This is a genomic window from Lysinibacillus cavernae (genome assembly GCF_009724685.1).
GTDB classification, from domain to species: domain Bacteria; phylum Bacillota; class Bacilli; order Bacillales_A; family Planococcaceae; genus Lysinibacillus; species Lysinibacillus cavernae.
This window is the reverse complement of the sequence record NZ_WMEF01000003.1, coordinates 26,563-49,760: the sequence shown is the minus strand read 5'-3', so window position 1 is coordinate 49,760 and position 23,198 is coordinate 26,563. Positions and strand designations below refer to the sequence as shown.

Annotated in this window: 25 protein-coding genes and 2 riboswitches; of the genes, 21 read left to right on the top strand and 4 right to left on the bottom strand. The window is 40.9% G+C overall.

Going from position 1 to position 23,198, the window contains the following annotated elements:
- Window positions 1-5: 5 nt before the first annotated feature.
- The 4 genes from GJU32_RS07935 to GJU32_RS07920 are packed head-to-tail and all read right to left on the bottom strand — an operon-like array spanning window position 6 to window position 2,639.
- Window positions 6-842, bottom strand: a complete 837-nt coding sequence (locus GJU32_RS07935) for an energy-coupling factor ABC transporter ATP-binding protein (protein WP_155591422.1) — start codon at window positions 840-842, stop codon at window positions 6-8.
- Window positions 839-1,612, bottom strand: a complete 774-nt coding sequence (gene cbiQ, locus GJU32_RS07930) for a cobalt ECF transporter T component CbiQ (RefSeq protein ID WP_155591421.1) — start codon at window positions 1,610-1,612, stop codon at window positions 839-841. Before cbiQ ends, GJU32_RS07935 begins: the two co-directional genes overlap by 4 nt.
- Window positions 1,613-1,617: 5 nt before the next feature.
- Window positions 1,618-1,890: an energy-coupling factor ABC transporter substrate-binding protein gene (locus GJU32_RS07925; protein ID WP_058844510.1), complete on the bottom strand. Its 273-nt coding sequence runs from the start codon at window positions 1,888-1,890 to the stop codon at window positions 1,618-1,620.
- A 2-nt stretch (window positions 1,891-1,892) separates the two neighbouring features.
- Window positions 1,893-2,639 carry an energy-coupling factor ABC transporter permease gene (locus GJU32_RS07920; RefSeq protein WP_155591420.1) on the bottom strand — a complete coding sequence of 249 codons (747 nt, stop codon included), beginning with the start codon at window positions 2,637-2,639 and terminating at the stop codon, window positions 1,893-1,895.
- A 144-nt stretch (window positions 2,640-2,783) separates the two neighbouring features.
- Window positions 2,784-2,969, bottom strand: a riboswitch (cobalamin riboswitch).
- A gap of 259 nt (window positions 2,970-3,228) precedes the next feature.
- Window positions 3,229-3,410: riboswitch (cobalamin riboswitch) on the top strand.
- A 144-nt stretch (window positions 3,411-3,554) separates the two neighbouring features.
- Between GJU32_RS07920 and GJU32_RS07915 the strand changes: the two genes are divergently transcribed.
- From GJU32_RS07915 to GJU32_RS07815, 21 genes are all read left to right on the top strand, one after another.
- Entirely contained in the window at window positions 3,555-3,926 is a 372-nt protein-coding gene (locus GJU32_RS07915; protein ID WP_155591419.1) for a (2Fe-2S) ferredoxin domain-containing protein, read from the top strand.
- A gap of 4 nt (window positions 3,927-3,930) precedes the next feature.
- Window positions 3,931-5,598 carry a precorrin-3B C(17)-methyltransferase gene (gene cobJ, locus GJU32_RS07910; RefSeq protein WP_155591418.1) on the top strand — a complete coding sequence of 556 codons (1,668 nt, stop codon included), beginning with the start codon at window positions 3,931-3,933 and terminating at the stop codon, window positions 5,596-5,598.
- 13 nt (window positions 5,599-5,611) lie between these two features.
- Window positions 5,612-6,508, top strand: coding sequence for a sirohydrochlorin chelatase (locus GJU32_RS07905; protein WP_155591417.1), 897 nt, complete (start codon window positions 5,612-5,614; stop codon window positions 6,506-6,508).
- A complete protein-coding gene (gene cobK / locus GJU32_RS07900; RefSeq protein ID WP_155591416.1) occupies window positions 6,505-7,266 on the top strand; it encodes a precorrin-6A reductase in 762 nt (253 codons plus the stop codon). The genes GJU32_RS07905 and cobK overlap by 4 nt, the downstream gene beginning before the upstream one ends.
- Before the next feature lie 12 nt (window positions 7,267-7,278).
- Window positions 7,279-7,938 (top strand): precorrin-8X methylmutase, encoded by a 660-nt coding sequence (locus GJU32_RS07895; protein WP_054610530.1) that lies wholly within the window; start codon window positions 7,279-7,281, stop codon window positions 7,936-7,938.
- A complete protein-coding gene (locus tag GJU32_RS07890) occupies window positions 7,938-9,071 on the top strand; it encodes a cobalt-precorrin-5B (C(1))-methyltransferase (protein ID WP_155591415.1) in 1,134 nt (377 codons plus the stop codon). Before GJU32_RS07895 ends, GJU32_RS07890 begins: the two co-directional genes overlap by 1 nt.
- Window positions 9,046-10,248, top strand: coding sequence for a precorrin-6y C5,15-methyltransferase (decarboxylating) subunit CbiE (gene cbiE / locus GJU32_RS07885; protein ID WP_230874983.1), 1,203 nt, complete (start codon window positions 9,046-9,048; stop codon window positions 10,246-10,248). Before GJU32_RS07890 ends, cbiE begins: the two co-directional genes overlap by 26 nt.
- Window positions 10,241-10,948, top strand: a complete 708-nt coding sequence (gene cobI, locus GJU32_RS07880) for a precorrin-2 C(20)-methyltransferase (RefSeq protein WP_155591413.1) — start codon at window positions 10,241-10,243, stop codon at window positions 10,946-10,948. Before cbiE ends, cobI begins: the two co-directional genes overlap by 8 nt.
- On the top strand, window positions 10,948-11,733 hold the full coding sequence (gene cobM, locus GJU32_RS07875; RefSeq protein WP_155591412.1) for a precorrin-4 C(11)-methyltransferase: 786 nt from the start codon (window positions 10,948-10,950) through the stop codon (window positions 11,731-11,733). The genes cobI and cobM overlap by 1 nt, the downstream gene beginning before the upstream one ends.
- Window positions 11,726-12,847, top strand: a complete 1,122-nt coding sequence (locus GJU32_RS07870; RefSeq protein WP_155591411.1) for a cobalt-precorrin 5A hydrolase — start codon at window positions 11,726-11,728, stop codon at window positions 12,845-12,847. The genes cobM and GJU32_RS07870 overlap by 8 nt, the downstream gene beginning before the upstream one ends.
- A gap of 11 nt (window positions 12,848-12,858) precedes the next feature.
- Window positions 12,859-14,226 (top strand): cobyrinic acid a,c-diamide synthase CobB, encoded by a 1,368-nt coding sequence (locus GJU32_RS07865; protein ID WP_155591410.1) that lies wholly within the window; start codon window positions 12,859-12,861, stop codon window positions 14,224-14,226.
- The gene (locus GJU32_RS07860; RefSeq protein WP_155591409.1) at window positions 14,219-14,857 is read left to right on the top strand and encodes a precorrin-2 dehydrogenase/sirohydrochlorin ferrochelatase family protein; all 639 of its coding nucleotides are present in this window, start codon (window positions 14,219-14,221) and stop codon (window positions 14,855-14,857) included. Before GJU32_RS07865 ends, GJU32_RS07860 begins: the two co-directional genes overlap by 8 nt.
- The gene (gene cobA / locus GJU32_RS07855) at window positions 14,854-15,621 is read left to right on the top strand and encodes a uroporphyrinogen-III C-methyltransferase (protein ID WP_155591408.1); all 768 of its coding nucleotides are present in this window, start codon (window positions 14,854-14,856) and stop codon (window positions 15,619-15,621) included. The genes GJU32_RS07860 and cobA overlap by 4 nt, the downstream gene beginning before the upstream one ends.
- 34 nt (window positions 15,622-15,655) lie before the next feature.
- Window positions 15,656-16,216: a nitroreductase family protein gene (locus GJU32_RS07850; protein WP_155591407.1), complete on the top strand. Its 561-nt coding sequence runs from the start codon at window positions 15,656-15,658 to the stop codon at window positions 16,214-16,216.
- 13 nt (window positions 16,217-16,229) lie between these two features.
- Complete coding sequence (locus GJU32_RS07845) at window positions 16,230-16,766, top strand: cob(I)yrinic acid a,c-diamide adenosyltransferase (RefSeq protein WP_155591406.1); 537 nt, start codon at window positions 16,230-16,232, stop codon at window positions 16,764-16,766.
- Window positions 16,767-17,121: 355 nt separating this feature from the next.
- Window positions 17,122-18,624, top strand: a complete 1,503-nt coding sequence (locus GJU32_RS07840) for a cobyric acid synthase (protein WP_155591405.1) — start codon at window positions 17,122-17,124, stop codon at window positions 18,622-18,624.
- Window positions 18,621-19,457, top strand: coding sequence for a class I SAM-dependent methyltransferase (locus GJU32_RS07835; RefSeq protein ID WP_155591404.1), 837 nt, complete (start codon window positions 18,621-18,623; stop codon window positions 19,455-19,457). Before GJU32_RS07840 ends, GJU32_RS07835 begins: the two co-directional genes overlap by 4 nt.
- 98 nt (window positions 19,458-19,555) lie before the next feature.
- Window positions 19,556-20,488, top strand: coding sequence for a ribonuclease Z (rnz, locus tag GJU32_RS07830; RefSeq protein ID WP_155591403.1), 933 nt, complete (start codon window positions 19,556-19,558; stop codon window positions 20,486-20,488).
- A gap of 268 nt (window positions 20,489-20,756) precedes the next feature.
- The gene (locus tag GJU32_RS07825) at window positions 20,757-20,987 is read left to right on the top strand and encodes an acyl-phosphate glycerol 3-phosphate acyltransferase (protein WP_155591402.1); all 231 of its coding nucleotides are present in this window, start codon (window positions 20,757-20,759) and stop codon (window positions 20,985-20,987) included.
- Between the two features lie 117 nt (window positions 20,988-21,104).
- Window positions 21,105-21,686, top strand: coding sequence for a TetR/AcrR family transcriptional regulator (locus tag GJU32_RS07820; protein WP_155591401.1), 582 nt, complete (start codon window positions 21,105-21,107; stop codon window positions 21,684-21,686).
- Window positions 21,687-21,765: 79 nt separating this feature from the next.
- Entirely contained in the window at window positions 21,766-23,145 is a 1,380-nt protein-coding gene (locus GJU32_RS07815) for a DHA2 family efflux MFS transporter permease subunit (protein ID WP_155591400.1), read from the top strand.
- The last annotated feature ends 53 nt before the right edge of the window (window positions 23,146-23,198 follow it).

The following is a 23,198-nucleotide window of genomic DNA, read 5'->3' as shown; positions in this document are numbered from 1 at the left end:
AACGATTAAATCTGTTCTATTAGTGTTTGTAAATCATCCTTCGAACGGGGCATAGGGATGTTCTCTTGCAATAACTTCTTATTTTGTAATGCAATCGCCATGTCAAACACCCACGGACGTTCAAGATGCGCACGTTTTAGTAATTCTTCATCATAAAACAAGGCGATTGGATCCCCGTTATAAATGATTTTGCCTGCCTCCATCACAATGATTTGATCTGCCCATTCATAAGCAAGGGGGATGTCATGAGTAGCAAGTAAAATAGTTCTTTCACCATCTTCTAATTTGGCTAGGTATTGTAAAACTTGTGTAGCATAATAATTATCAAGACCTGCTGTTGGTTCGTCTAATAATAAGACAGATGGTTCCATCGCTAGAACGCCTGCCATCGCTACACGCTTTTTCTGTCCTACGCTTAAAAAGTGAATAGGTTTATTGAGTAACTCTTCCACTTCGGTTTGCGCAACGGCCCACGCCATTTTTTCTTCGATTTTTTTGCTAGACCAACCCAGGTTCAATGGTCCAAACGCTATATCTTGCTTGACAGTGCCTGAAAAAAGTTGATGATCCGCATCTTGAAAGACAATGCCGACTTGCTGTCGAAGTGCTTTCAAAGCTTTTCGATTATATTGAAGCTCGTTCCCATCAAATGAAATAGTGCCAGCAGTGGGTTTTAAAATGCCATTAAGGTGCTGAAATAATGTTGATTTTCCGGCGCCATTATGACCAAGTATGGCGATTTTTCTCCCTTTTGGGATGTGTAAGGTAATGTCTGTCAAAGCTTTTGTACCATCCGCATAGGCATAGGACAAGTGGTTTAGTTCAAAATAAAATGCTGTCATGTGAAGTACCCTCCATATACGATGAGGAATAGAAAAATAGCGGCCATGCCTAACCAATTTTTCTTGCTATAGGAGCTCACATCTTGCCAATAGACGACTTCACCACCACGTGACTGCATAGCATTATTAAGCTCGCGACTACGCTGAAACATTTCAACAAATAGTGCCGCAATCAGCATGGATACGGAGCGTAGCCATTGCATCGGTGAATGGTAGCCAAGCCGCGCCTGCTGGGCTAGATGAATTTTTTGCATGCTCTCTAAAAAAATAAAAATAAAACGATAGGTTAGTTCTACAAGCTCGACCAATAAAGAGGGAAGTCGCCATTGCCGTAGCACATAGCAAATTCCCTGTACAGATGTTGTCAGAATTAAAAAGTATAAACAACTAATACTGCCAAGGACTATAAAGAATAGTTGCTGTGCTGTTAGGACGCTTGCTCTCCCAATGAAAATAGTCCAATTGGTAAACGTAACAGACCAAATGTGTGCAGGTAAATCATTGGTTGATGGTGTGATTGAGATTAAGATGGATATGAGACTTGTTAGTAAGAAAAATCCAGGTAGCAATAATAACTTTACATAGTATGTAAGCGGAATTTTCGCACCTATAATGATAAAAGCACTCATTACAAAAAATGTAATGAGTGAAAGTCGTTCATCTCTCATGATGAGCGTTGATAGAAGTAGTATAAGTGAAAATATCATTTTTTCTAGCGGATGAACGGACGCTAGCTTATTGAGATATGCATACTTATCAATGAGTAACATGATGGTTAACCTTCTTTATGTTTGCCACGCATATAGCCGATGAAGTAGCCAATAAAACCAGCTCCAATAGCTGCTTGTAGCACGAATAATAAACTTTCAATTTCACCACTTGGAGGCTCCCATAAGCTTTCAAACCATGGTTCATATTCTGCATTGATTTCCCCAATGGCTGCTTCCGCTTCACCATCAGCACCACCAAATTCAGCGCCCTTTTGAATGAACAGAGGAATGATCGCTAACAGCACAACAATCGCTAACAGCAATAAATTTCGTTTCATCATTAATGTGCCTCCTTTGTTGAGAAAACACGTAACATTTTTAATTCGCTAACATTGTATTTTTTTAAGAAATTCATCACAATAACCGTTAAAATCCCTTCACTTACAGCTAACGGAATTTGAGTTAAGGCAAAAATACTTGCGAACTTTGTGAAGGATGCCATAAAACCGCCAACCTCAGAAGGAAAGGCCAATGCAAGTTGTACAGAAGTCACAACATATGTACCTAAGTCACCGAGCATAGCTGCAAAGAAGACGGCTAGTGAAAATGACAGCCCGATTTTTTGAGCTCCTTTAAAGATAAAATAAGCAATAAATGGACCTACAATAGCCATAGAAAAGGCATTAGCCCCTAATGTTGTGATACCACCATGTGCTAATAGTAAAGATTGGAATAATAATACGATCGTTCCGATGACACTCATGGCTAGAGGGCCAAAGAGAACGGTTCCAAGTCCAACACCAGTTGGATGAGAACAGCTCCCTGTAACAGAAGGGATTTTTAATGCCGATAGCACAAAGGCAAAGGCACCTGAAAGCCCCAAAAGCATTTTTGTTTCAGGGTTTTCTTCAACTGTTTTTCGAATGGAGCGCAGTCCTAGAATTATAAAAGGTATCGAGATTACCCACCAAAAAATAGCCCATTCGATTGGTAAAAAACCTTCCATAATATGCATGGCAAAGGCACGTTTTGGCACGATTAAAAAGGCCAATAAAAAATAACTAAGTTTCCACCATGAAAGTTTCAAAAGCTTTCCTCCTAACTAACAATAAATTTTTGAATGAAGCGTGCGTAAATAAAAAAAGCACTTCTCCTTGTTGGAAAAGTGCATAGCTAAAAATGCAAATAACATCCTCATCTGCTAAGCCGCACACCTATCCTCGTAGGCTGAAACGATCACATATATTTCGGCAGGTCTCCTGGCTCTAGTTCAACACTTTATAGGTCTTCCCATCCTTTGGACAGTGACATATTCTATAAAGCTCCCTATTACAGTGGCGGGACCGCGCCGGACTTGAACCGGCTTCCCTTTTAAGCAAAATGATAAGCATTTTACACCGAAAAAACATTAAGTTGTGAGATTTCACGACAAAGTGTAACATGAATTTCCATAAATATGCTATACCTTTTTGTGAAAATTTTTTAAATTGAAGGTCAAAAGAGAAAATTCTGATAACTATTTTGTGAGGTAAATTATGGGTATGGTATAAATGTTACACCCGAATCCTGCCTCAAAATTGATAAAATTGTCATAAATTTTTAAAGAAATATTGAAATTTTAAAATAATAAGATATGATAGAGACAGTTTTCTATTCTATAAAGAAGATTATAAATTTCATATAAAACATCGATAAGTGCTCGAATAACTCGAGATAATAGGGAAATTGGTGAAAATCCAATACAGCCCCCGCTACTGTAATAGCTGATGAAATCGCAAAGCCACTAGTGCAAACTTGGGAAGGCGCGACAGTAAAATGAAGCTTAAGTCAGGAAACCTGCTTATTTGATTGTGCATGCAAACTTTTCGGAGGGAGAAGTTGAAGCGAGAGCGAGTACCTGTATTTCAATCTATTCGTTTTTACTTGGCTTCTACAAAACCTTTACTCTTCGTTGAGAGTAAAGGTTTTTCTTTTTTAAAAAGCAAATGAGGGGAGACAGAAGATGACAACGTGGAATTTAGAGGGGATGAAAACGCATCTCTTTATTTGCAATGGCAGCAGCTGTATGAAAAAGGATGGTGAGGAAATTACATTAGCCATTCGAGATGAAATACAGCGACAAGCACTCGATAAAGAAATACATACAACGAGAACGCGCTGTAATGGGCGATGCAAAGATGCTTGTGTGGTAATCGCCTATCCTCAGGGAAATTGGTATCGTGTACCATCAACAGAGCATGCTAGAACACTTGTGCAAGATTTACATCATGAGTCTTTACATAACGAACATGTCTTTACACTTCGTGAAGGTACATTACAGCGTACAGCACAAACGACAGCCATTAAAGGGATCGAAAAGGTGAAAGAGGGGTAACATCATGGCGCAAAAAGGGAAAATTTTCGTAGTAGGCTTTGGACCTGGAGATTTTAAGCATATTACGACACGTGCTGTAGAGGCATTACAACAAAGTGATATGATCATAGGTTACAAAACCTATGTAGAGCTTATTCAAGATTTAGTCAATGCGAAGTCGATTATCAGTACAGGAATGACAGAAGAGGTTTCCCGTGCTCAAGAAGCCGTTCGTCAAGCAGAGGCTGGAAGCATTGTCTCGGTCATTTCGAGTGGTGATGCGGGCGTATATGGCATGGCGGGATTAGTGTATGAGGTGTTAATTGAGCTAGGCTGGACAGAAGCAACTGGTATTGAAGTAGAGATTGTCCCTGGTATTTCCGCAATTAACTCGTGTGCAAGTTTACTTGGTGCACCAATTATGCATGATGCCTGTACGATTAGTTTGAGTGACCATCTCACGCCATGGAATTTGATTGCAAAGCGCGTCGAGGCTGCAGCTATGGCGGATTTTGTCATCGCTTTATACAACCCAAAAAGTGGTCGACGCACAAGACAAATTGTGGAGGCGCAGCGTATTCTCTTAGAGTATCGTTCGCCAGACACACCAGTAGGGCTTGTGAAAAGTGCCTATAGAGATCGTCAAGAAGTGACGATGACCACGTTAGCAGAAATGTTGGAACATGATATCGGTATGCTGACAACTGTGATAATTGGAAATTCGTCTACATTTTTCTATGATAATAAAATGATTACACCACGCGGCTACCAACGTAAATATACACTTGGTGAAGAAAAACAACCATTACGTCCACATCAACGTTTGCGTGAAGAAAATGAACCATGGGCAATGAACCAAGAGACAGGAACTGCACGCAATGATTTTGCAGCAGATCCTAATGCTGGGCGTTTTAATAAACCCAGTATAGCCGCTACGCCAAAGCCGAAAAAAACAGCACTTGAAATGGCTACAGCGGCACTCACAATGGTGAAAGGAACAGGTGCAGTCAAAGTAAAGCCGAAGCTGGTGCAGCAAAAAATAGAATCTATATTTGAATTATCTGTGAGCCCAGGAGTAGCTAATAAGTTTTTTACACCACAGCAAATGATCGCGTTAGCAGAGGTCGTTGGGGAAGATGGGACGATGGAATATACACCAGACCATCAAATCCATTTGAAAATTCCTACCACTGAGCCTGAACGCATCACAGAAAGATTACAGGAAGTGGGCTTTTTATTAGCACCTATCGGTGATGTGCTATCACTGAAGGCTTGTGATTTTTGCTACGGTGAAAAAGCGGACTCGATACCATATGCTGAAGAAATTCAAGCGAAACTAGGCGGTATGTCCTTACCGAAAACATTAAATATTGGCTTTAATGGCTGTGGTATGGCTTGTTATCGGGCTGTATTTGATGATATTGGCATTGTCTACCGTAAAAGCAAATTTGATGTTTTTATTGGGGCGAAGCCAGTCGGTCGGACTGCTCACGCAGCACAGCCTGTAGTAGAAGGCTTGGAGCCTGAACAGCTAATACCGCTTATTACAGACATTATTGAAGAATATAACGCAAATGCTCATCCAAATGAACGTTTGTTTAAATACTTTAAGCGTGTGAAAAAGATACTGCATTTTACGTATCAGGATATGTCTTCCAAAATAAAAGTAGAGCCAGCTCCGTGCGGCGACTAGAAGGAGTAAAGAGATGAAAGCTATTTTATTTGTTGGCCATGGGAGCCGTTTAGCAGCAGGAAATGATGAGGTACGTACATTTATTGAGCAAATGACACCTCGCATTGATGAACAGTTTTTAGTGGAAACATGTTTCCTTGAATTTGCTTCCCCAAACATCGAACAAGGTATTACGAATTGTGTGAAGAAGGGGGCTACAGAGGTTCATGTAATTCCGATCATTTTGCTTCATGCTGGCCATTCAAAACTGCATATTCCAGCAGAAATCGAGCATGCGCGTGAGCACTATCCAACTATTACATTCACATATGGTCAAACAATTGGCATTCATGATGAAATATTTGCAATACTACAAGATCGTTTAGTTGAAATTGGCTTTGATACAGAACAAGAGCAACAGGATACAGCCATTTTATTGATTGCACGAGGTGGCAGTGATCCATATGCAAACGGTGATTTTTATAAAATCACTCGACTTTTATGGGAAAAATTACCTGTTAAATATGTAGAAAGCGCTTTTATGGGTGTAACGGATCCACGTGTTGAGGAAGGGATTGAACGTTGTGTCAAACTTGGTGCTAAAAAAATCATCATGCTCCCATACTTTTTATTCACAGGCATTTTAATGGAACGTATGAATGGAATGTGTGAGAAGTTTAATGAGCAATATCCAGAATGTGCTATTCAAATCGCTAACTATTTTGGTTACCATGAACGTTTACAAAATGTCTTATTAGAGCGTATTGAACAGGCAATTAACGGTACATCAACAGGCATGCAAGATTTAGAAAATTATCGAGCATATGCAGAAGTACATGGACATGCACATCATCACCACCATCACGACCACGATCACGATCATGACCACGACCATCATGAGCATCATCATGAAGAGGAGCCGGTAAAATGATCTTCATGTTAGCAGGGACGAGTGATGCAAGAAATCTAGCTCTCGAATTACAAAAAGCAGGTCATGCTGTCACTGCTACGGTCGTGACCGAATCGGCAGCCTCTAGTCTTGCGGACGTTGGCTTGCAACATTTGATAGGTCGACTGACGGCTGAAGAGATGGCGTCCATAATTTCGGAACAAGGCTTTCAATTAGTGGTGGATGCCTCACATCCATTTGCGGAGGAAGCCTCTAAAAATGCAATGGCAGCGGCGGAACAGGCGAATGTACCTTATATTCGTTATGAACGTGCACATGAACAGTATGCTCATCCACTTATTACAGTTGTGAAAGATTATGAGGAAGCAGCCCAGTTAGCAGCAGAAAAGCGTGGTGTCATTATGCTGACAACAGGCAGTAAAACACTTGCTACATTTACAAAGGTTTTACATAGCTTAGAAAATACAAGGGTCATCGCTCGCATGCTCCCACGACTGGACAATATGGAGAAATGTGAGGCGCTTGGCGTAGCACAAAGAGATATTGTGGCCATTCAAGGTCCGTTTTCGAAGGAATTAAATGAAGCCCTATTTCGTCAATACGGTGTGACTTTGATGATCACGAAAGAAAGCGGTAAAGTCGGCTCAGTTGATGAAAAACTTGAGGCAGCCCTTGCATGTAATATTGAAACGATTCTTATTGCAAGACCAACTATTCAATATGGCCAACAATATTCAACATTTGAAGAAGTTTTACAGGCCGTACAACATACACTTTAGGAGGCATTTTCAATGGATTTTAAAACAGATTTCAAACCATTAACGGTAGACCCAGATAAAATTTATGATTACAGTTTTTCGATTATTGCAGAGGAAATGGGCGAGCATGACTTCTCAGAAGATGAATGGAAGGTTGTGCGTCGTGTTATCCATGCATCGGCTGATTTTGAGCTAGGCCGTAGTGTTATTATTACGCCAGGTGCTATTGAAGCGGGCATTAAGTCTATTCTTGCAGGACACCATGTCATTGCAGATGTCCAAATGATTGAAAGTGGATCTGGTAAAAAGCGTTTCCAAAAGCATGGTGGCGATTTACATTGCTATATTGCGGATGAAGATGTATCAGTAGAAGCGAAAAAACAAAATACAACACGTGCCATCATTTCTATGCAAAAGGCTTCAAAATTACATGAAGGTGGTATTTATGCGATCGGTAATGCACCGACAGCATTACTAGAGTTGATTCGTTTAATTAAAGAAGGCTTAGCAAAACCAGATTTAATTATTGGTATGCCAGTTGGTTTCGTGTCAGCAGCTGAGTCAAAAGAAGAGCTGCTTAAACTTGAGGGTATTCCTTACATTACAAATGTTGGCCGTAAAGGTGGTAGTACAGTGACGGTTGCCGCATTAAATGCCATCTCACTTTTAGCAGACGAACAGGCGAAAAAATAATGGAGCGGAAGCCAAAAAAGGATTCCAAGGACATGCGTCACGGTTATACAACGGGAGCCTGTGCAACTGCGGTATCAAAGGCTGCATTGCTTGCCCTTATTACAAAGGAGGAGCAAGAAACAAGTACAATCCATTTACCTATTGGTCGGGATGCAACCTTTACAATTGAAAAATGCATATTTGAAGAAAATGCTGTCAGCTGCGAAACGATTAAAGATGCTGGTGATGATCCTGATGCTACACATCAGGCACTCATCGTTGGCACAGTGAGCTGGGCAGATACACCTGGTATTCATTTAGATGGAGGGATTGGGGTCGGGCGTGTCACAAAGCCCGGCTTGCCAGTGCCTGTGGGAGAGGCAGCCATTAACCCAGTTCCACGCAAAATGATTCATAGTACTGTTCAAGGTGTACTGGACGAATTTCACATTACACGAGGCGTGAACGTGGTGATTTCCGTGCCTAAGGGAGAGGAAATCGCTAAAAAAACGTTGAATGGAAGACTTGGTATACTTGGAGGCATCTCAATCTTAGGCACAAGGGGAACCGTCGTGCCTTTTTCGAGTTCTGCGTATATGGCAAGTATTGTACAAGCTATTAGTGTGGCCAAAGAGGCTGGCTGTGAGCATGTAGTTGTTACCACGGGTGGTCGTAGCGAAAAATTTGCGATGAAGCAATACCCTCATTTATCAGAAGAGGCTTTTATTGAAATGGGTGACTTTGTGGGCTTTACATTAAAGCATTGTAAGCGGCTCGGCATCAAACAAGTATCCCTAGTCGGAATGATGGGGAAATTTTCTAAAGTGGCACAAGGTGTAATGATGGTGCATTCCAAAAGTGCGCCAATCGACTTTAACTTTTTAGCACAACTTGCAGAGGATATAGGAGCAGATGGAGAAACCATAGCACAAATACATGGGGCTAACACAGCGTCACAAGTAGGTGAAATTATGATGGAAAAGGGCTATGATGCGTTCTTCCATCATTTATGTGAGGCTTGCTGCTATTCCTCCATCCATCATATAAAGGGCGGTTTAACGCTTTCCACATCGATCTATTCGATGCAGGGACAATTATTAGGAAGGGCTGATGACATTGCATCGATCGATGAAATTGATTGGGATCGGGGATAACGGATTAGCAAGCTTATTGCCTCAATACCTACAGTGGATTGAAGACTGTGAGGTACTAGTTGGTGGTGAGCGTGTGCTTGATTTTTTCCCAGACTATACAGGTGAAAAAATTCTCGTTAAAGGAGGTCTTTCAGCACTTGTTGAAAGATTGTCTGATGAAACTAGAAATACGGTTATCCTTGCATCCGGGGATCCATTATTTTATGGCATTGGAGGCTATTTAGCTAAAAAGCTACAAATAGAGGTTTATCCATATATGAGTTCTGTCCAGCTTGCCTTTGCAAAGATGGGAGAAGGCTGGCAGGACGCATATGTAACAAGTATCCATGGACGACCAATGAAAGGCTTGGCACAACGTATCGATGGGAAAAAGAAAGTAGCACTATTAACAGATGCTGATAATAGCCCAAATTCCCTCGCTCATTATTTAAAGCATTTTGGTATGACAGAATATCGTGCGTTTGTAGCAGAAAATTTACAGGGTGAAAACGAAAAATATGGCTGGTACTCGCTTGATGAAATGGAAACCGCTCAGTTTTCTCCTTTAAATGTAGTGATATTAAAACAAACAATTGAACCGAAACGCTACACCCTCGGTATTGCGGATGAAGAATTTTCGCAACGCAAGCCAGATAAAGGGCTTATTACGAAAAAGGAAATACGTGTATTAAGTTTACAGGCGATGCAGCTTCAACAAGATAGTGTTATTTGGGATATTGGCACATGTACGGGGTCTATGGCTATTGAGGCAGGAAAGCTTGCACCTGAAGGACAAGTATTTGCAGTGGAAAAAAATGCACCTGATTTAGAAAATTGTCTCCAAAATCAGCAAAAATTCCGTGTCGATATTACAGCTATTCATAGTAAAGCACCTGAGGGATTAGACAACTTCCCAGATCCTGATGCCATTTTCATCGGTGGCACTGGTGGTGAAATGGTCGAGCTACTACAATTGTGCTGTAATCGTTTGAAGCCTAATGGTCGTATTGTGTTAAATGCTGCGACTATTGAAAATTTATATAAAGCTGTTGAGGCGTTTAAGGCTTGTGGTTTCGCTGTTGATATTTTACAGGCACAGCTTGCACGCAGTAAACCTATTTTAGATATGACACGCTTTGTTCCATTAAATCCAATCTATATTATTTCGGCTTATCGAAAGGAAGAAAATCATGAGTAATTTAGGTGTTTTATACGGCTTGGGCGTTGGTCCTGGCGACCCAGAATTAATTACAGTAAAGGCGTTTCGCGTGATTCAAGAATCACCTGTTATTGCCTATCCGAAAAAACTAAGAGGCAGTAAAAGCTATGCCCATCGTATTGTAGATGTGTATATTAATCCAGACGAAAAAGATATGCTTGGCCTTGTATTCCCAATGACGAAAGATGAGGCTGTCCTTGAACGTGAATGGACAAAGTCAGTTGAACTTGTCTATGAAAAATTACAACAGGGCAAGGATGTGGCGTTTGTCACTGAAGGAGACCCATTATTATATAGTACTTTTATTCATATGATGAAGTTAATGCAGGAAATGCATCCAGATGTAATAATCCATACGGTTCCAGGAATTTCTTCGTTCAATGGTTCTGCATCTCGATTAGGAATCGCGTTAGCTGATGGCGATGACCGTGTCGCAATTATCCCTGCTCATGATGATTATGATGCAATGCGTGAAGCCATTGAAAGTCATGATGCCGTTGTCTTTATTAAAGTGGCAAAAGTGATTGATTTAATGCTTGAGGTATTACGCGATTTAGATTTACTTGATAAAGCATCAGTGGTGACAAAGGTAACATCTGACGAAGAAGTGATTTGGGATGTACGTGAGCTGGATGGTGTCGATTTAGAATATTTAACATTAATGGTGGTGCGTAAATAATGAAGAAAATCTATATTGTCGGCGCTGGTCCAGGAGACCCAGATTTAATTACAGTTAAAGGTTTACATATGTTACAAACAGCAGATGTTGTCATGTATACAGATTCATTAGTGAGTGAAGATCTCATTGCGAAAGCGAGACCAGATGCAGAGGTCATACGTACAGCTGGCATGCATTTAGAGGAAATGGTGGCAGTCATGGTTGATAGAGTCAATGCTGGGAAAATAGTGGCTCGTATGCATACAGGTGATCCAGCGATGTATGGTGCTATTATGGAACAAGTAGCTCTATTAAAAAAGGAAGGCATTGGATACGAAGTCATTCCTGGTGTTAGCTCCGTTTTTGCATCGGCAGCGGCTATCGGAGCCGAGCTAACGATTCCAGATTTAACACAAACACTTATTTTAACGCGTGCTGAAGGGCGTACACCTGTACCAGAATTTGAAAAGCTTCGTGATTTAGCGAGCCATCATTGTACAATTGCGTTATTCTTAAGTGCAACTCTCACTAAGAAAATTGTCAAAGAACTACAAAGTGCTGGTTGGGCAGATGATACGCCAGTAGCGGTTATTCAACGTGCTTCATGGCCAGACCAAAAAATTGTACGTACGACATTAATCGAGTTAGATGAAGCTATGCGCGTAAACGGTATTCGTAAGCATGCTATGATTCTAGCAGGCTGGGCGTTAGACCCGAATATTCATGATAAGGATCAATATCGTTCTAAGTTATATGATGCAACCTTTACACATGGCTTTAGAAAAGGTGTGAAGACAAGTGATTGAGTTACAAGAGGGCGTTTTACCAGAGGTTGATCAACGTAATCCTTATGCGGTCGTAGCGATTACGAAACATGGCGTTCAAATCGGACGTCGTCTCCAGCAAACTTTTGCCGCAAGTGATTTATATTACATGAGTAAATTTGAGCAAGGCGATGAAGAAGAAAAGCATATTCAACTATTTACGGGAACAGTGCGTCTACTATTGCCAGCTTTATTTAAACAATATAAAGGGTTGATTTTAATCATATCATTAGGTGCAGTCGTGCGAATGATTGCACCGATTTTAAAGGATAAAAAGACAGATCCTGGCGTTGTCGTTATTGATGATCGTGGGGAAAACGTGATTAGCGTCTTATCAGGGCATCTTGGTGGTGCCAATGAGCTGACACATGAGGTGGCGGCTGCTCTTGGTGCAAATCCTATTATTACAACAGCTTCGGATGTGCAAAAGACAATCCCTGTTGACTTATTTGGCGCACGCTTTGGTTGGGTATGGGATAGTGCAGATAAATTGACGCCTGTTAGTGCTTCCGTCGTGAACGAGGAGCATGTAGCCATTGTTCAGGAAACGGGTGAACGAGATTGGTGGATGCGTGACACACCGATGCCTGAGCAAATTAAAATATATCCTTCTACACAAGCAGCCATCGAGGCAACCCCTCATGCAACATTGTTAATAACAGACCGAATCATCGAACAAGAAGAAGAGGTTCTTCTAGAAAACGGTGTTATTTACCGACCAAAATCAGTTGTGTTAGGAATGGGCTGTAATCGTGGGACATCTGTGGAAGAAATTGAACAAGTCATTGATGACACCTTGGCAGAGCTAAAGCTTTCGAAAAAAAGTGTGAAAGCATTATGTACGATTGATTTAAAGAAAGATGAGCAATGTTTCCTTGATATTACCCAAAAATATGATTGGGAGTTCGTTACCTATACACCAGCTGAATTAAACGAAATCGAGTTCCCGTCACCCTCTGAAACAGTATTTAAATATACAGGAGCATATGGTGTTAGTGAACCAGCAGCTATGCGTTATGCAAAGGTCAACTCTCTTATTTTAGAAAAGAAAAAATCGGGTAATGCTACGATTTCAGTTGCTAGATACCTATTTTAAGGAGGAAATCCATGCAAACAAATCGTTTTGTACTGGCTGGTACGGGCAGTGGCGTAGGCAAAACTACTTTTACCATCGGGCTGATGAAGGCTCTACAAAATAAAGGAAAAGTGGTGCAGGGCTTTAAATGTGGCCCTGATTATATCGATCCAACTTATCATACAGCTGTAACAGGAAGAATATCTCGCAATATTGATAGCTGGATGTTCTCTCATGAGGCGGTACGTGATATTGTGGCACGTGCAAGTATGGATGCAGATGTCTCCATTATTGAAGGTGTAATGGGCTTCTATGATGGCAAAAGCCCGTTATCGGATGCTGGCTCCGCGGCAGATATTAGTGTAGTGACAGAGAGCCCTGTTATTTTAATTGTTAATTGTGCAAGCATGGCACGCAGTGTTGCAGCAGTTGTAAAGGGTTTTCAATTATTGTCAGATAAACCGAATATCGTTGGCGTTATTGCAAACCAAGTTGGCAGTGTCGGTCATTACGAAATTGCCAAGGCTGCAATTGAACAAGAATGTGGGATTCCTGTTATTGGCTATTTAAAACGTGAGGAAGGGATTGCTATCCCAAGTCGTCATTTAGGGTTAATACCAGCCATTGAAAGAGGCGAACTTGATTCATTTTTTGACAAACTAGGGGAGCTAATGGCAGATACCATTGACTTGGATCAATTGCTCGACTTAACAAAGGCCCCTAAATTACATGAATCAGGTCAATTATTTACAGAGGAGCCTTTGCAGGATATTTGTCTGGCTGTTGCGAAGGATGCGGCTTTTAATTTTTATTATGAAGAAAATTTGGCTTTATTACGTGCGAAAGGTGCGACAATCCGATTTTTCTCGCCACTTGCTAATGAGCCTGTCCCAGCAGAAGCAGATGGCTTGTATATTGGTGGTGGCTTTCCCGAGGAATTCGCGGAGACACTTGCTAAAAATGTAGCCGTTAAGAATTCCATAGTTGAAGCTATTGGTAAGGGATTACCAACATTAGCTGAATGTGGTGGCTTTATGTATTTAACAGAGGCTATTACAGATAGTCATGGTAAGCGTTATGACATGGTAGGTGTAATCCCAGGGGAAGTTGCAATGCAAACAAAGCTAGCAGCACTTGGCTACCGAGAAATTTTTGGCACAGCTGATAATTTTTTAATCGGTGAAGAGGAACAAGGGAAAGGTCATGAATTCCACTATTCCAAATATAGTGGCTCTCATAACACACCAGCCTACGAAACGGTCGGACGTTTTGGCAAAAAGCAAGAAGGCTATCAAGTTGGAAATTTAGTAGCTGGCTACACACATTTTCATTTTGTATCAAACCCAAAGCTTGTTGACAACTGGTTGACAGCTTGTAAGAAGGTGAAGAATGATGACTAATTATTTTCCTATTCATATCAATATTGAATATAAAACGGTTGTTATTGTAGGCGGAGGCCATGTAGCAACACAGAAGGTAGCATCTTTATTACCAGCAAATGCTCATATCGTCATTGTCAGTCCAACCTTACATGACGATTTACAGCCACTTGCTGAATCGGGGCAAATTACTTGGAAGCAAAAAGAGTTTGAACCGCGAGATTTGGATGATGCGATCCTCATTATCGCTGCAACGAATGTGACGGCTGTTAACGAAGCTGTCCAAGAGGCTGCACAGCATTGGCAATTAATCAATCGTACAGACATGCAAAGTGAAAGTGATTTTATTACCCCTGCTTCCGTTCGCCGTGGTCCTTTAGTGTTAACTGTCTCGACATCAGGAGCAAGTCCAGGACTAGCGCGCAAAATCAAAGCAGATTTAGAAGATCAATTCGATCAGGCCTATGAAGATTACGTATGCTTCTTACAGCAAGCACGATTAATGATTGCTGCCAAGTTTGATAAAGGTCCACAAAGACGGGCAGCATTACAAGCCTTACTAGAACCAAACATCCTTGCATGGACACGTCTTGGGGAGATGGATAGGCGTGAAGCATATTTACAACAACTATTGATGGGAGAAGAGCAATGAAGGATGGAATAGTTTATATCGTTGGGGCAGGCCCTGGAGATCCAAAGCTCATTACTGTGTATGGTCTGGAATGTATTCAAAAGGCTGATGTAATCGCCTATGACCGTCTTGTTAACCCTAAATTACTCGATTTTGCAAAAAAGGATGCAGAGCTTGTTTATTGTGGCAAATTACCAGGTAAGCATCACCTGATTCAAGATGAAATTAATGCATTACTTGTTGAGAAGGCACAGCAAGGCAAAGTTGTCACACGTCTTAAAGGTGGCGATCCCTTTGTTTTTGGTCGAGGTGCTGAGGAAGCAGAAATATTAAAAAGTCACGACATTGTTTATGAGATAGTGCCTGGTATAACAGCAGGTATTGCGGCTCCAGCTTATGCTGGGATTCCTGTTACACATAGAGACTTTGCTACAAGCTTTGCTCTTGTGACAGGGCATGGTCGAGAAGAAAAAGGGCAAGATTTTTTAAATTGGCCAGCATTAGCAACAGGTATTGATACCGTCGCTTTTTATATGAGTGTTGGGAATATTGCCTACATTGCCCAAAAGCTAATCGAAAACGGACGTAAGGCAACAACGCCTGTAGCGGTCATTGAGTGGGGAACAACTGCTCAACAACGGACCATAACAGGGCAGCTAGATGAGATAGCGGGCATTATTGAACGTGAAGGGTATCATAATCCTTCCATGATTGTAGTTGGCGAGGTTGTCAATGTACGTGAAAAAATTCAATGGTTTGAAGAGCAGGGACTTACCTTTTCGTAATCATCACATATGAAAAGTATAGGGAGGAAGCAACATGACAGTCATCGAAGCATTAAAAAAGCGTCGAGCAATTCGAAATTACACAACACAACCAGTAGAGAAAGAAAAAATTGAGCAAATTTTGCAAGCAGCTACCTATGCGCCAAATGACCGTATGCGTGAGCCTTGGCATTTTTATGTCATTCAAGATGAAGCGATGCAGCGTTATGAGGAAATGGCGAGTGCCTATTTACAAGAGCGTTTCCCAACCAAGCCAAATCTAGTGGAAAGCTCTTTAAAGGTTGTGCAAACAACACCCGTAGCCATTGTCGTTACTGCAGACATAGTAGAGGGCGATGCTGATGCGACAGCTGATAATGTCTTTGCAGTATGTAGCGCGATTATGTCGATGTGGCTGACAGCAGAAGAACTAGGTCTTGGCTTCGTCTGGCGTACACGTGGTGTCGGACTTGTGCATGATCCACGTATGCATGCGTTTATCGGTGCAAATGCCTCTCAAAAAGTAGTCGGTACGATATTTATTGGCTATCCACAAGAGCAGGAGCTGAACGATAAGAAGCGAACACCATTTGAAGAAAAGACAACATGGCTGTAAGGGGGCTATCAACATGGCAAGAAAAGGCTTGTTTTTAGTATATACAGGCGAAGGAAAGGGCAAAACGACAGCATCACTTGGTGTTACTTTACGTGCGGTTGGTCGTGGTTTAAATGTGCGCTATCTACAGTTCATCAAATCACCAGAGCGTACTTACGGAGAGCAAATTGCTCTTCGTAAGCTTGGTGTGGAAATGGAACAAATGGGTATTGGCTTTACATGGACAAAAACACCTGAGGAGCATCGTGTGGCATTAGCAAAGGCGTGGAAAAAAACGAAGGCAGCCCTGCAGGATGAAAGCATTGATTTATTGGTGCTAGATGAGTTAAACAATGCACTGGCTATTACCAAGTTTCCAATCGATGATGTTCTACCACTAGCAGAAGTCATGGAGGCCATTCAGCAACGCCCGTCGACGATGCATCTGGTTGTCACAGGAAGAAGTGCCAATCCTGCGTTCATTGCATTGGCTGATTTAGTGTCAAACATTGATGCAACAAAACATTACTATGATGAAGGTATTCCAGCGGTGAAAGGGCTTGAATTTTAAAGCATTTTTCATTGTTATTGAGTGAAGTATACTGGCGGAGTGAAGGCGAATACCCGCGGAACAAAGGCGAATACCCGGAGCGAAGGGAAATACCCGCGGAACGAAGAAATACCTGCGGAGCGAAGGGGAATACCCGCGGAACGAAGAAATACCCGCGGAGCAAAGGGAAATACCCGCGACCAGCGCTAGAATACCCGCGGAGCAAAGGGGAATACCCGCGACCAGCGCTAGAATACCCGCGGAGCAAAGGGAAATACCCGCGACCAACGCTAGAATACCCGCAGAACAAAGGCAAATACTTGAGCAATGCGATAGAACACCCACGTCACACCAATAATTACGGAGGAAAATGACTATGCCACCAGCTAAATCAATTATGATTCAAGGAACAGCTTCCGATGTTGGAAAAAGTATGATTTGTACGGCACTCTGTCGTATATTTTCGGATGATGGACTAAATGTCGTGCCGTTTAAATCACAAAATATGGCCCTCAATTCTTTTGTTACAAAGGATGGCGGAGAAATTGGCCGGGCACAAGGGGTACAGGCAGAGGCAGCTCGGGTTGTTGCGACGACCGATATGAATCCCATACTGCTAAAACCCAAGCAAGATATGATGTCAGAGGTCATCGTCCATGGCAAACATTTTTTAAATATGGATGCTAAAAGCTACCGCAATAATTTTGTACAGGAAGCGATGCCCATCGTTGAAAAATCAGTACGAACGCTACAAAATACATATGATGTCATCGTCCTAGAGGGGGCAGGTAGCCCAGCGGAGATTAACTTAAAGGATCGCGATATTGCCAATATGCGCATGGCACATTTAGCAGATGCAGCGGTTGTGCTTGTTGCTGATATTGATCGTGGTGGGGTCTTTGCCTCGATAATTGGCACACTGGCATTGCTTGATGAGGCGGAGCGAGCACGTGTCAAAGGACTAATCATCAATAAATTTAGAGGTATGCGAGAATTACTGGATGATGGTCTTGAATGGGTGGAGCGAGAAACAGGCATCCCTGTGCTTGGCGTTGTACCTTATCTAGATGTCAATATTGAAGCGGAAGATTCACTCGCTTTATCGTCATTACGCTTTAAAAAGCCAAAACCAGGGGAATTCGCCGTAGATGTGGCGATGATTCGTTTACCACGTATTTCAAACTTCACTGATGTCGATCCATTTTTCGACGAACCTGAAGTAGGGGTCCGTTTAATTGGCCATATCAACGAGTTAGGTACACCAGACTTACTCATTTTGCCAGGAACAAAAAGTACAATGGATGATTTAGCTTGGTTAAAGGCACAAGGCTTCGATCAAGCCATAGCCCATTTACGTGAACGAGGTACAAAAATTATCGGCATTTGCGGTGGTTTTCAAATGCTTGGTGAGACATTACTAGACCCAGATGCAGTGGAGGGAAATGGTGAATCGGCACATGGTCTTGGATTATTGCCAATGGAAACGATTTTTGTAGGCAATAAAAAAACGGTGCAAATGACAGGAACAAGAGGGCAGGATAGATTGACAGGCTATGAGATTCATCTAGGACGTACGAAAATTTTACGTGATGAGGTATCACCATTTTTACTGCTAGAGGATGGGCGAGAAGATGGCGCAATCAGTCATGATGAGCAAGTGATTGGTACGTATTTCCATGGTTTGTTCCATAATCGCACCTTTACCCGCCAGCTTGTTAATGAATTACGAGTGAAAAAAGGGTTAACGGCTTTACCAAGTGATGTGAAAAGTGACACAGAACGAAGAGAAGATGCCTATAATATGTTAGCCGAGCATGTTCGATCAAATCTTGATATGAAAAAAATATATGAAATTTTATCTATAGAGGTATCTGTATGACGAGAAAAGGACCATTAGCCATTAATTATGAGGCATTATGGCAGGAAGGCATGAAGGATTGGCATGGGATTATGCCTGAGCGTATGGTGAATGATCAGCTAGAGGAGCAATTTTGGATGCAATCCGTTGCTCGGAAAAAATTGGGTCAAACTGATCCCTATGCCGCACGCATTTTTCAGGAGCTTCAAAAATATATTGATCCTCAGCATTCCGTGTTAGAAATTGGACCTGGATGGGGTAATTATACGTTTCCATTGGCAGATAGAGTGAACAAGTTAACATGTGTGGATAGCTCTGAGAGCATTTTACATTACTTACAAGAGTGTATGCCTCAACAGGAGCACGTTTCATATGTGCATGCAAAATGGGAAAGTCTAGAAAGTGATAAGATCGAGCCACATGATATCGTCTTGGGTGTGAATTGTTTTTACCGTATGTATGAAATCAAAGCGGCCTTATCTCATATGAATCGATTAGCGAAAAAACGTGCCATTATTGGCATGACGACAGGGCCAATCCAGCCTCACTATGAGCGATTATATGAGAAGTATGGCTACGATATCAAATTCCCTCGCAGAGATTATATTGAATTTTTAAATTTACTGTATGAGATGGATATTTACGCAAATTGTGAAATTATACCATTAGAGCGCATTTATGAATATGAAAGCTATGAACAGCTTGTGACTACTCAAAGTAAAAAAATATTAAATAAAAACTTCAAGCAAGCACATGTAGAGGAATCGCTCCTACCGTTTATTGAAGAAAAAGATGGACGTTATTATTATCGACATGATTTTCATGCAGCGCTTGTTTCATGGCAACCAAGATAAATCGAGAAACCTTTGGAGAAAGCTGTTCACCAAAGGTTTTTCTTATTGGGAATGTTAGGGTACAATATAACGATAGAACAAGAAGTGAGGTGGCATATGTGCAGCTACATTTTTTAGGGACAGGCGCAGGCATGCCTTCAAAAGAACGAAATACGAGTGCCTTGATGGTAAAGCTATTAGATGAAGTAAGTGAAATGTGGCTATTTGATTGTGGGGAGGCGACGCAGCATCAAATCTTACACACCTCGTTAAAGCCCCGGAAAGTAACGAAAATTTTTATTACGCATTTGCATGGTGATCATATTTTTGGATTGCCAGGGTTTTTAAGTTCTCGTTCCTTTCAAGGAGGGGACGAACCTCTAACGCTCTTCGGCCCACCAGGTTTACAGCAATGGATTGAACAAACTTTTGCTTTATCCAAAACACATTTAACTTATCCTTTGCACTTTGTAGAAGTGCATGAAGGTATTATTTTTGAGGACGCGCATTTTACAATCCATGCAAAGGAACTGCGTCATGTTGTGCCATGTTATGGGTATCGTATTGAACAAAAGGATTTACCTGGCGAATTATTAATTGACAAAGTACAAGCTCTTGGCGTTCCAAAAGGGCCATTGCTTGGAAAATTAAAAAACGGACATGATATCGTGCTTGAAAATGGAGATGTTATCCAAGCGAAAGACGTTGTTGCACCTGCCAAAAAAGGCTTCACTCTGACGATTTTAGGTGATACTAAATACTGTGAAGAAGCCATTCAACTATCAATGGATGCTGATATCATTGTACATGAAGCAACCTTTGACAGCACAACAACCGATTTAGCAGCCAGCTATGGTCATGCTACAAATGTGGAAGCCGCAAAGGTGGCACAGCGAGCTAACGCACAGTATTTACTATTAAACCATTTAAGTGCCCGCTTTCTGCCACACGATTTACCTCAATTTTTGACAGAAGCACAGGAAATTTTCCCTCAAACGCTACTAACATCGGATCAAGCCATATTTACTTGGCAAAACAATCAATTAATTTAATAACATAACATCTATTATTTGAGCATTCATCTAATAGATGTTTTTTTATTTGTAGGTCTAATCGTGCAAGTACAAGAAGCATAGCAATCCTTTGAAGACATCATAATGAATCTAGCTCAACGACAGAAATTGCTGCTAGCACTGAGGAAGTAAATCCAACAGCCGAAAATCTTCAACTATTAGCAGGCAAATAGAAAGGATAAAAGGAAAAATATAGTACGATAAATCACTTTATTCCCGTATAATTGAAAAAAGGGGTGTGGTTAAAATGAATCAACAAAAAATGCCACCAGCACTATTGCGATTAATCGTCATATTTCCAAATGTGCTGAGCTATTTATTATTAGTTGGTCTAATTATTTTTGTTATAACAAACTATGAAACGTTGAAAGCGACAAATAACTTAACCGTTTGGATTATTTTTATTGTCGTATTAGCACCAGCTGCTACATACACGACTTTTAGTATCGTGAAGAAGATTAGGGCAGGACATATGTAAAAGCATAGACGTGTTATCACTAGAACATTTACTAGAGGTAACACGTTTTTTTTGACAAGTCTAGTCGAGTCGATTATATTTTTGTTAGTCATAACTAACATTTAGGGGGAGTTTAGATTGAAAAAAGATACAAAAGATAAAATTCTTACTGCAGCTACAAGTTTAATGACTGAGAGGGGCTATTCGAATGTCTCTGTAAAAGATATTGCTATAGTAGCTGGTGTTAGTGAAATGACTGTTTTCCGTCATTTCGAAACAAAAATGGGGATCCTTCATGCTGTGCTACATAAACATTCTTATATCCCATACTTCGAACAATTTTTTTCTCAAAACTTATCAGGAGACGTAGCGAATGACTTAAAGCAAATTGCCAACACTTATTTAGCTTTTATGGAAAAAAATAAACCGATTTTTCTTATTACGACACAAGATAGAAGTATGCTACCTGAATTAATGAATACTATTTCTAATAATCAAACCCAACAGTTACAACAATTAGTAGCAGCTTATTTCCAATATCAAATCGAACAAGGCAAGATAAGGGAGATAGATACAAAAGCGCAGGCCATTGTATTTTTAACGAGTCTTTTTGGTTTTTTTGTATCAAATGCTTTATGGGAGCATCATTTTTTAAAAGATCAAAAGGATTCTTTTGTTCAACATTTAGTAGCTACTTTTGTGAGTGGAATCAGTATATAGCTTTCACTCACTTAGCTACACAAAATTTTTTAAGATAAAATGTTAGTTATCACTAACTAACGTATTAGGAGGAATTCATATGCACGAAAAAAGAAGTGTACTAGTAGCTATTTTACTATCCGCAGCATTTGTGTCTATTCTCAATCAAACATTATTACTCATAGCGATGCCGCCAATTATGGAAGATTTCAAGATTGATGCCAATTTAGCTCAATGGCTCACGACTGTGTATTTATTGACGAACGGTATTCTCATACCGATTACAGCTTTTCTAATTGGACGTTTTTCAAATCGTTTGCTGTTACTAGTTGCCCTAACTTTATTTAGTGTCGGTACTTTATTAGGCGCATTTGCACCATCTTTTACAGTTTTACTTGTTGCAAGAGTCATTCAAGCGTCTGGAGCAGGAGTTATTATGCCATTAATGCAAACCATTTTATTAACGATGTATCCGAAAGAAAATCGAGGGTCCATTATGGGATTAGCTGGTCTTGTTACAGGTTTTGCACCAGCAGTTGGTCCAACTTTATCAGGATGGATTTTAGCGCATCTTACATGGCGCCACCTATTTTTTACTGTATTACCTGTCTCGGTCATTGTATTGACACTAGCCACAATTTTCATGAAAAATGTAACGACTAAAAAAGAGGGGCAGCTAGATGGTCTTTCCATCGTGTTTTCTTCGTTAGGGTGGGGAGGCTTGTTATATGGTTTCAGTATAGCAGGAGCCGTTGGATTCCAATCCATGCAAGTTCTCTTACCAATCGTGGTTGGAGGGATTATGTTAGTTCTATTTATTTGCCGTCAGCTTCAATTGCCAATACCGATGCTTGAATTTCGTGTGTTTCAATCTACAATCTTTTCCGTCACAACCTTTTTATCCAGTTTGGTCTATGCGCTTATGGTCGGTACGCAAATACTGTTAACATTTTATATTCAAAACGTTCGTCAACTGTCTGCACTTGAAACAGGGCTGGTGTTATTGATAGGCGCACTTGTGATGGGCTTTATGTCGCCAGTGACAGGTAAAATTTTCGATAAAGTTGGAGGGAAGGGTTTGGCACTAGTTGGATTTACAAGTATTTTACTAGGGTCAAGTATATTAATTGGGCTATCGATGAATACGAAACTTTGGGTCCTTGCAGTGCTGTTTACCATGATTTCCTTTGGTATTTCAATGATCATGATGCCTCTCACAACGGCGGGTATGAACGCTTTACCTACACATTTGATGGCACATGCGACAGCGATGAATAGTACACTGCGTATGGTTGGAGGTGCGTTAGTCACTGCATTATTAGTAACAATCATGAGTACAGTAACTGCTAACCAACAGCAAATGGGTGTAGCTGATGCAATGTTAAACGGGATTCGTTCAGCTTTCATTGCGACAACAATATTGAGTTTCATAGGACTACTATTGTCACTGTATTTGAGAAAGGAACCAAATGTTTCTTAACCATTATGTTCTTCAGTTTCTAATGCGCATAAAATGAGCCTATCTAGAGAAAC

What these genes read in the sequence shown, in the direction of transcription:
- GJU32_RS07935 (WP_155591422.1), bottom strand. Translation starts at nt 842, where the DNA reads ATGACAGCATTTTATTTTGAACTAAACCACTTGTCCTATGCCTATGCG.
- cbiQ (WP_155591421.1), bottom strand. Translation starts at nt 1,612, where the DNA reads ATGTTACTCATTGATAAGTATGCATATCTCAATAAGCTAGCGTCCGTT.
- GJU32_RS07925 (WP_058844510.1), bottom strand. Translation starts at nt 1,890, where the DNA reads ATGAAACGAAATTTATTGCTGTTAGCGATTGTTGTGCTGTTAGCGATC.
- GJU32_RS07915 (WP_155591419.1), top strand. Translation starts at nt 3,555, where the DNA reads ATGACAACGTGGAATTTAGAGGGGATGAAAACGCATCTCTTTATTTGC.
- cobJ (WP_155591418.1), top strand. Translation starts at nt 3,931, where the DNA reads ATGGCGCAAAAAGGGAAAATTTTCGTAGTAGGCTTTGGACCTGGAGAT.
- GJU32_RS07905 (WP_155591417.1), top strand. Translation starts at nt 5,612, where the DNA reads ATGAAAGCTATTTTATTTGTTGGCCATGGGAGCCGTTTAGCAGCAGGA.
- cobK (WP_155591416.1), top strand. Translation starts at nt 6,505, where the DNA reads ATGATCTTCATGTTAGCAGGGACGAGTGATGCAAGAAATCTAGCTCTC.
- GJU32_RS07895 (WP_054610530.1), top strand. Translation starts at nt 7,279, where the DNA reads ATGGATTTTAAAACAGATTTCAAACCATTAACGGTAGACCCAGATAAA.
- GJU32_RS07890 (WP_155591415.1), top strand. Translation starts at nt 7,938, where the DNA reads ATGGAGCGGAAGCCAAAAAAGGATTCCAAGGACATGCGTCACGGTTAT.
- cbiE (WP_230874983.1), top strand. Translation starts at nt 9,046, where the DNA reads ATGAAATTGATTGGGATCGGGGATAACGGATTAGCAAGCTTATTGCCT.
- cobI (WP_155591413.1), top strand. Translation starts at nt 10,241, where the DNA reads ATGAGTAATTTAGGTGTTTTATACGGCTTGGGCGTTGGTCCTGGCGAC.
- cobM (WP_155591412.1), top strand. Translation starts at nt 10,948, where the DNA reads ATGAAGAAAATCTATATTGTCGGCGCTGGTCCAGGAGACCCAGATTTA.
- GJU32_RS07865 (WP_155591410.1), top strand. Translation starts at nt 12,859, where the DNA reads ATGCAAACAAATCGTTTTGTACTGGCTGGTACGGGCAGTGGCGTAGGC.
- GJU32_RS07860 (WP_155591409.1), top strand. Translation starts at nt 14,219, where the DNA reads ATGACTAATTATTTTCCTATTCATATCAATATTGAATATAAAACGGTT.
- cobA (WP_155591408.1), top strand. Translation starts at nt 14,854, where the DNA reads ATGAAGGATGGAATAGTTTATATCGTTGGGGCAGGCCCTGGAGATCCA.
- GJU32_RS07850 (WP_155591407.1), top strand. Translation starts at nt 15,656, where the DNA reads ATGACAGTCATCGAAGCATTAAAAAAGCGTCGAGCAATTCGAAATTAC.
- GJU32_RS07845 (WP_155591406.1), top strand. Translation starts at nt 16,230, where the DNA reads ATGGCAAGAAAAGGCTTGTTTTTAGTATATACAGGCGAAGGAAAGGGC.
- GJU32_RS07840 (WP_155591405.1), top strand. Translation starts at nt 17,122, where the DNA reads ATGCCACCAGCTAAATCAATTATGATTCAAGGAACAGCTTCCGATGTT.
- GJU32_RS07835 (WP_155591404.1), top strand. Translation starts at nt 18,621, where the DNA reads ATGACGAGAAAAGGACCATTAGCCATTAATTATGAGGCATTATGGCAG.
- GJU32_RS07825 (WP_155591402.1), top strand. Translation starts at nt 20,757, where the DNA reads ATGAATCAACAAAAAATGCCACCAGCACTATTGCGATTAATCGTCATA.
- GJU32_RS07815 (WP_155591400.1), top strand. Translation starts at nt 21,766, where the DNA reads ATGCACGAAAAAAGAAGTGTACTAGTAGCTATTTTACTATCCGCAGCA.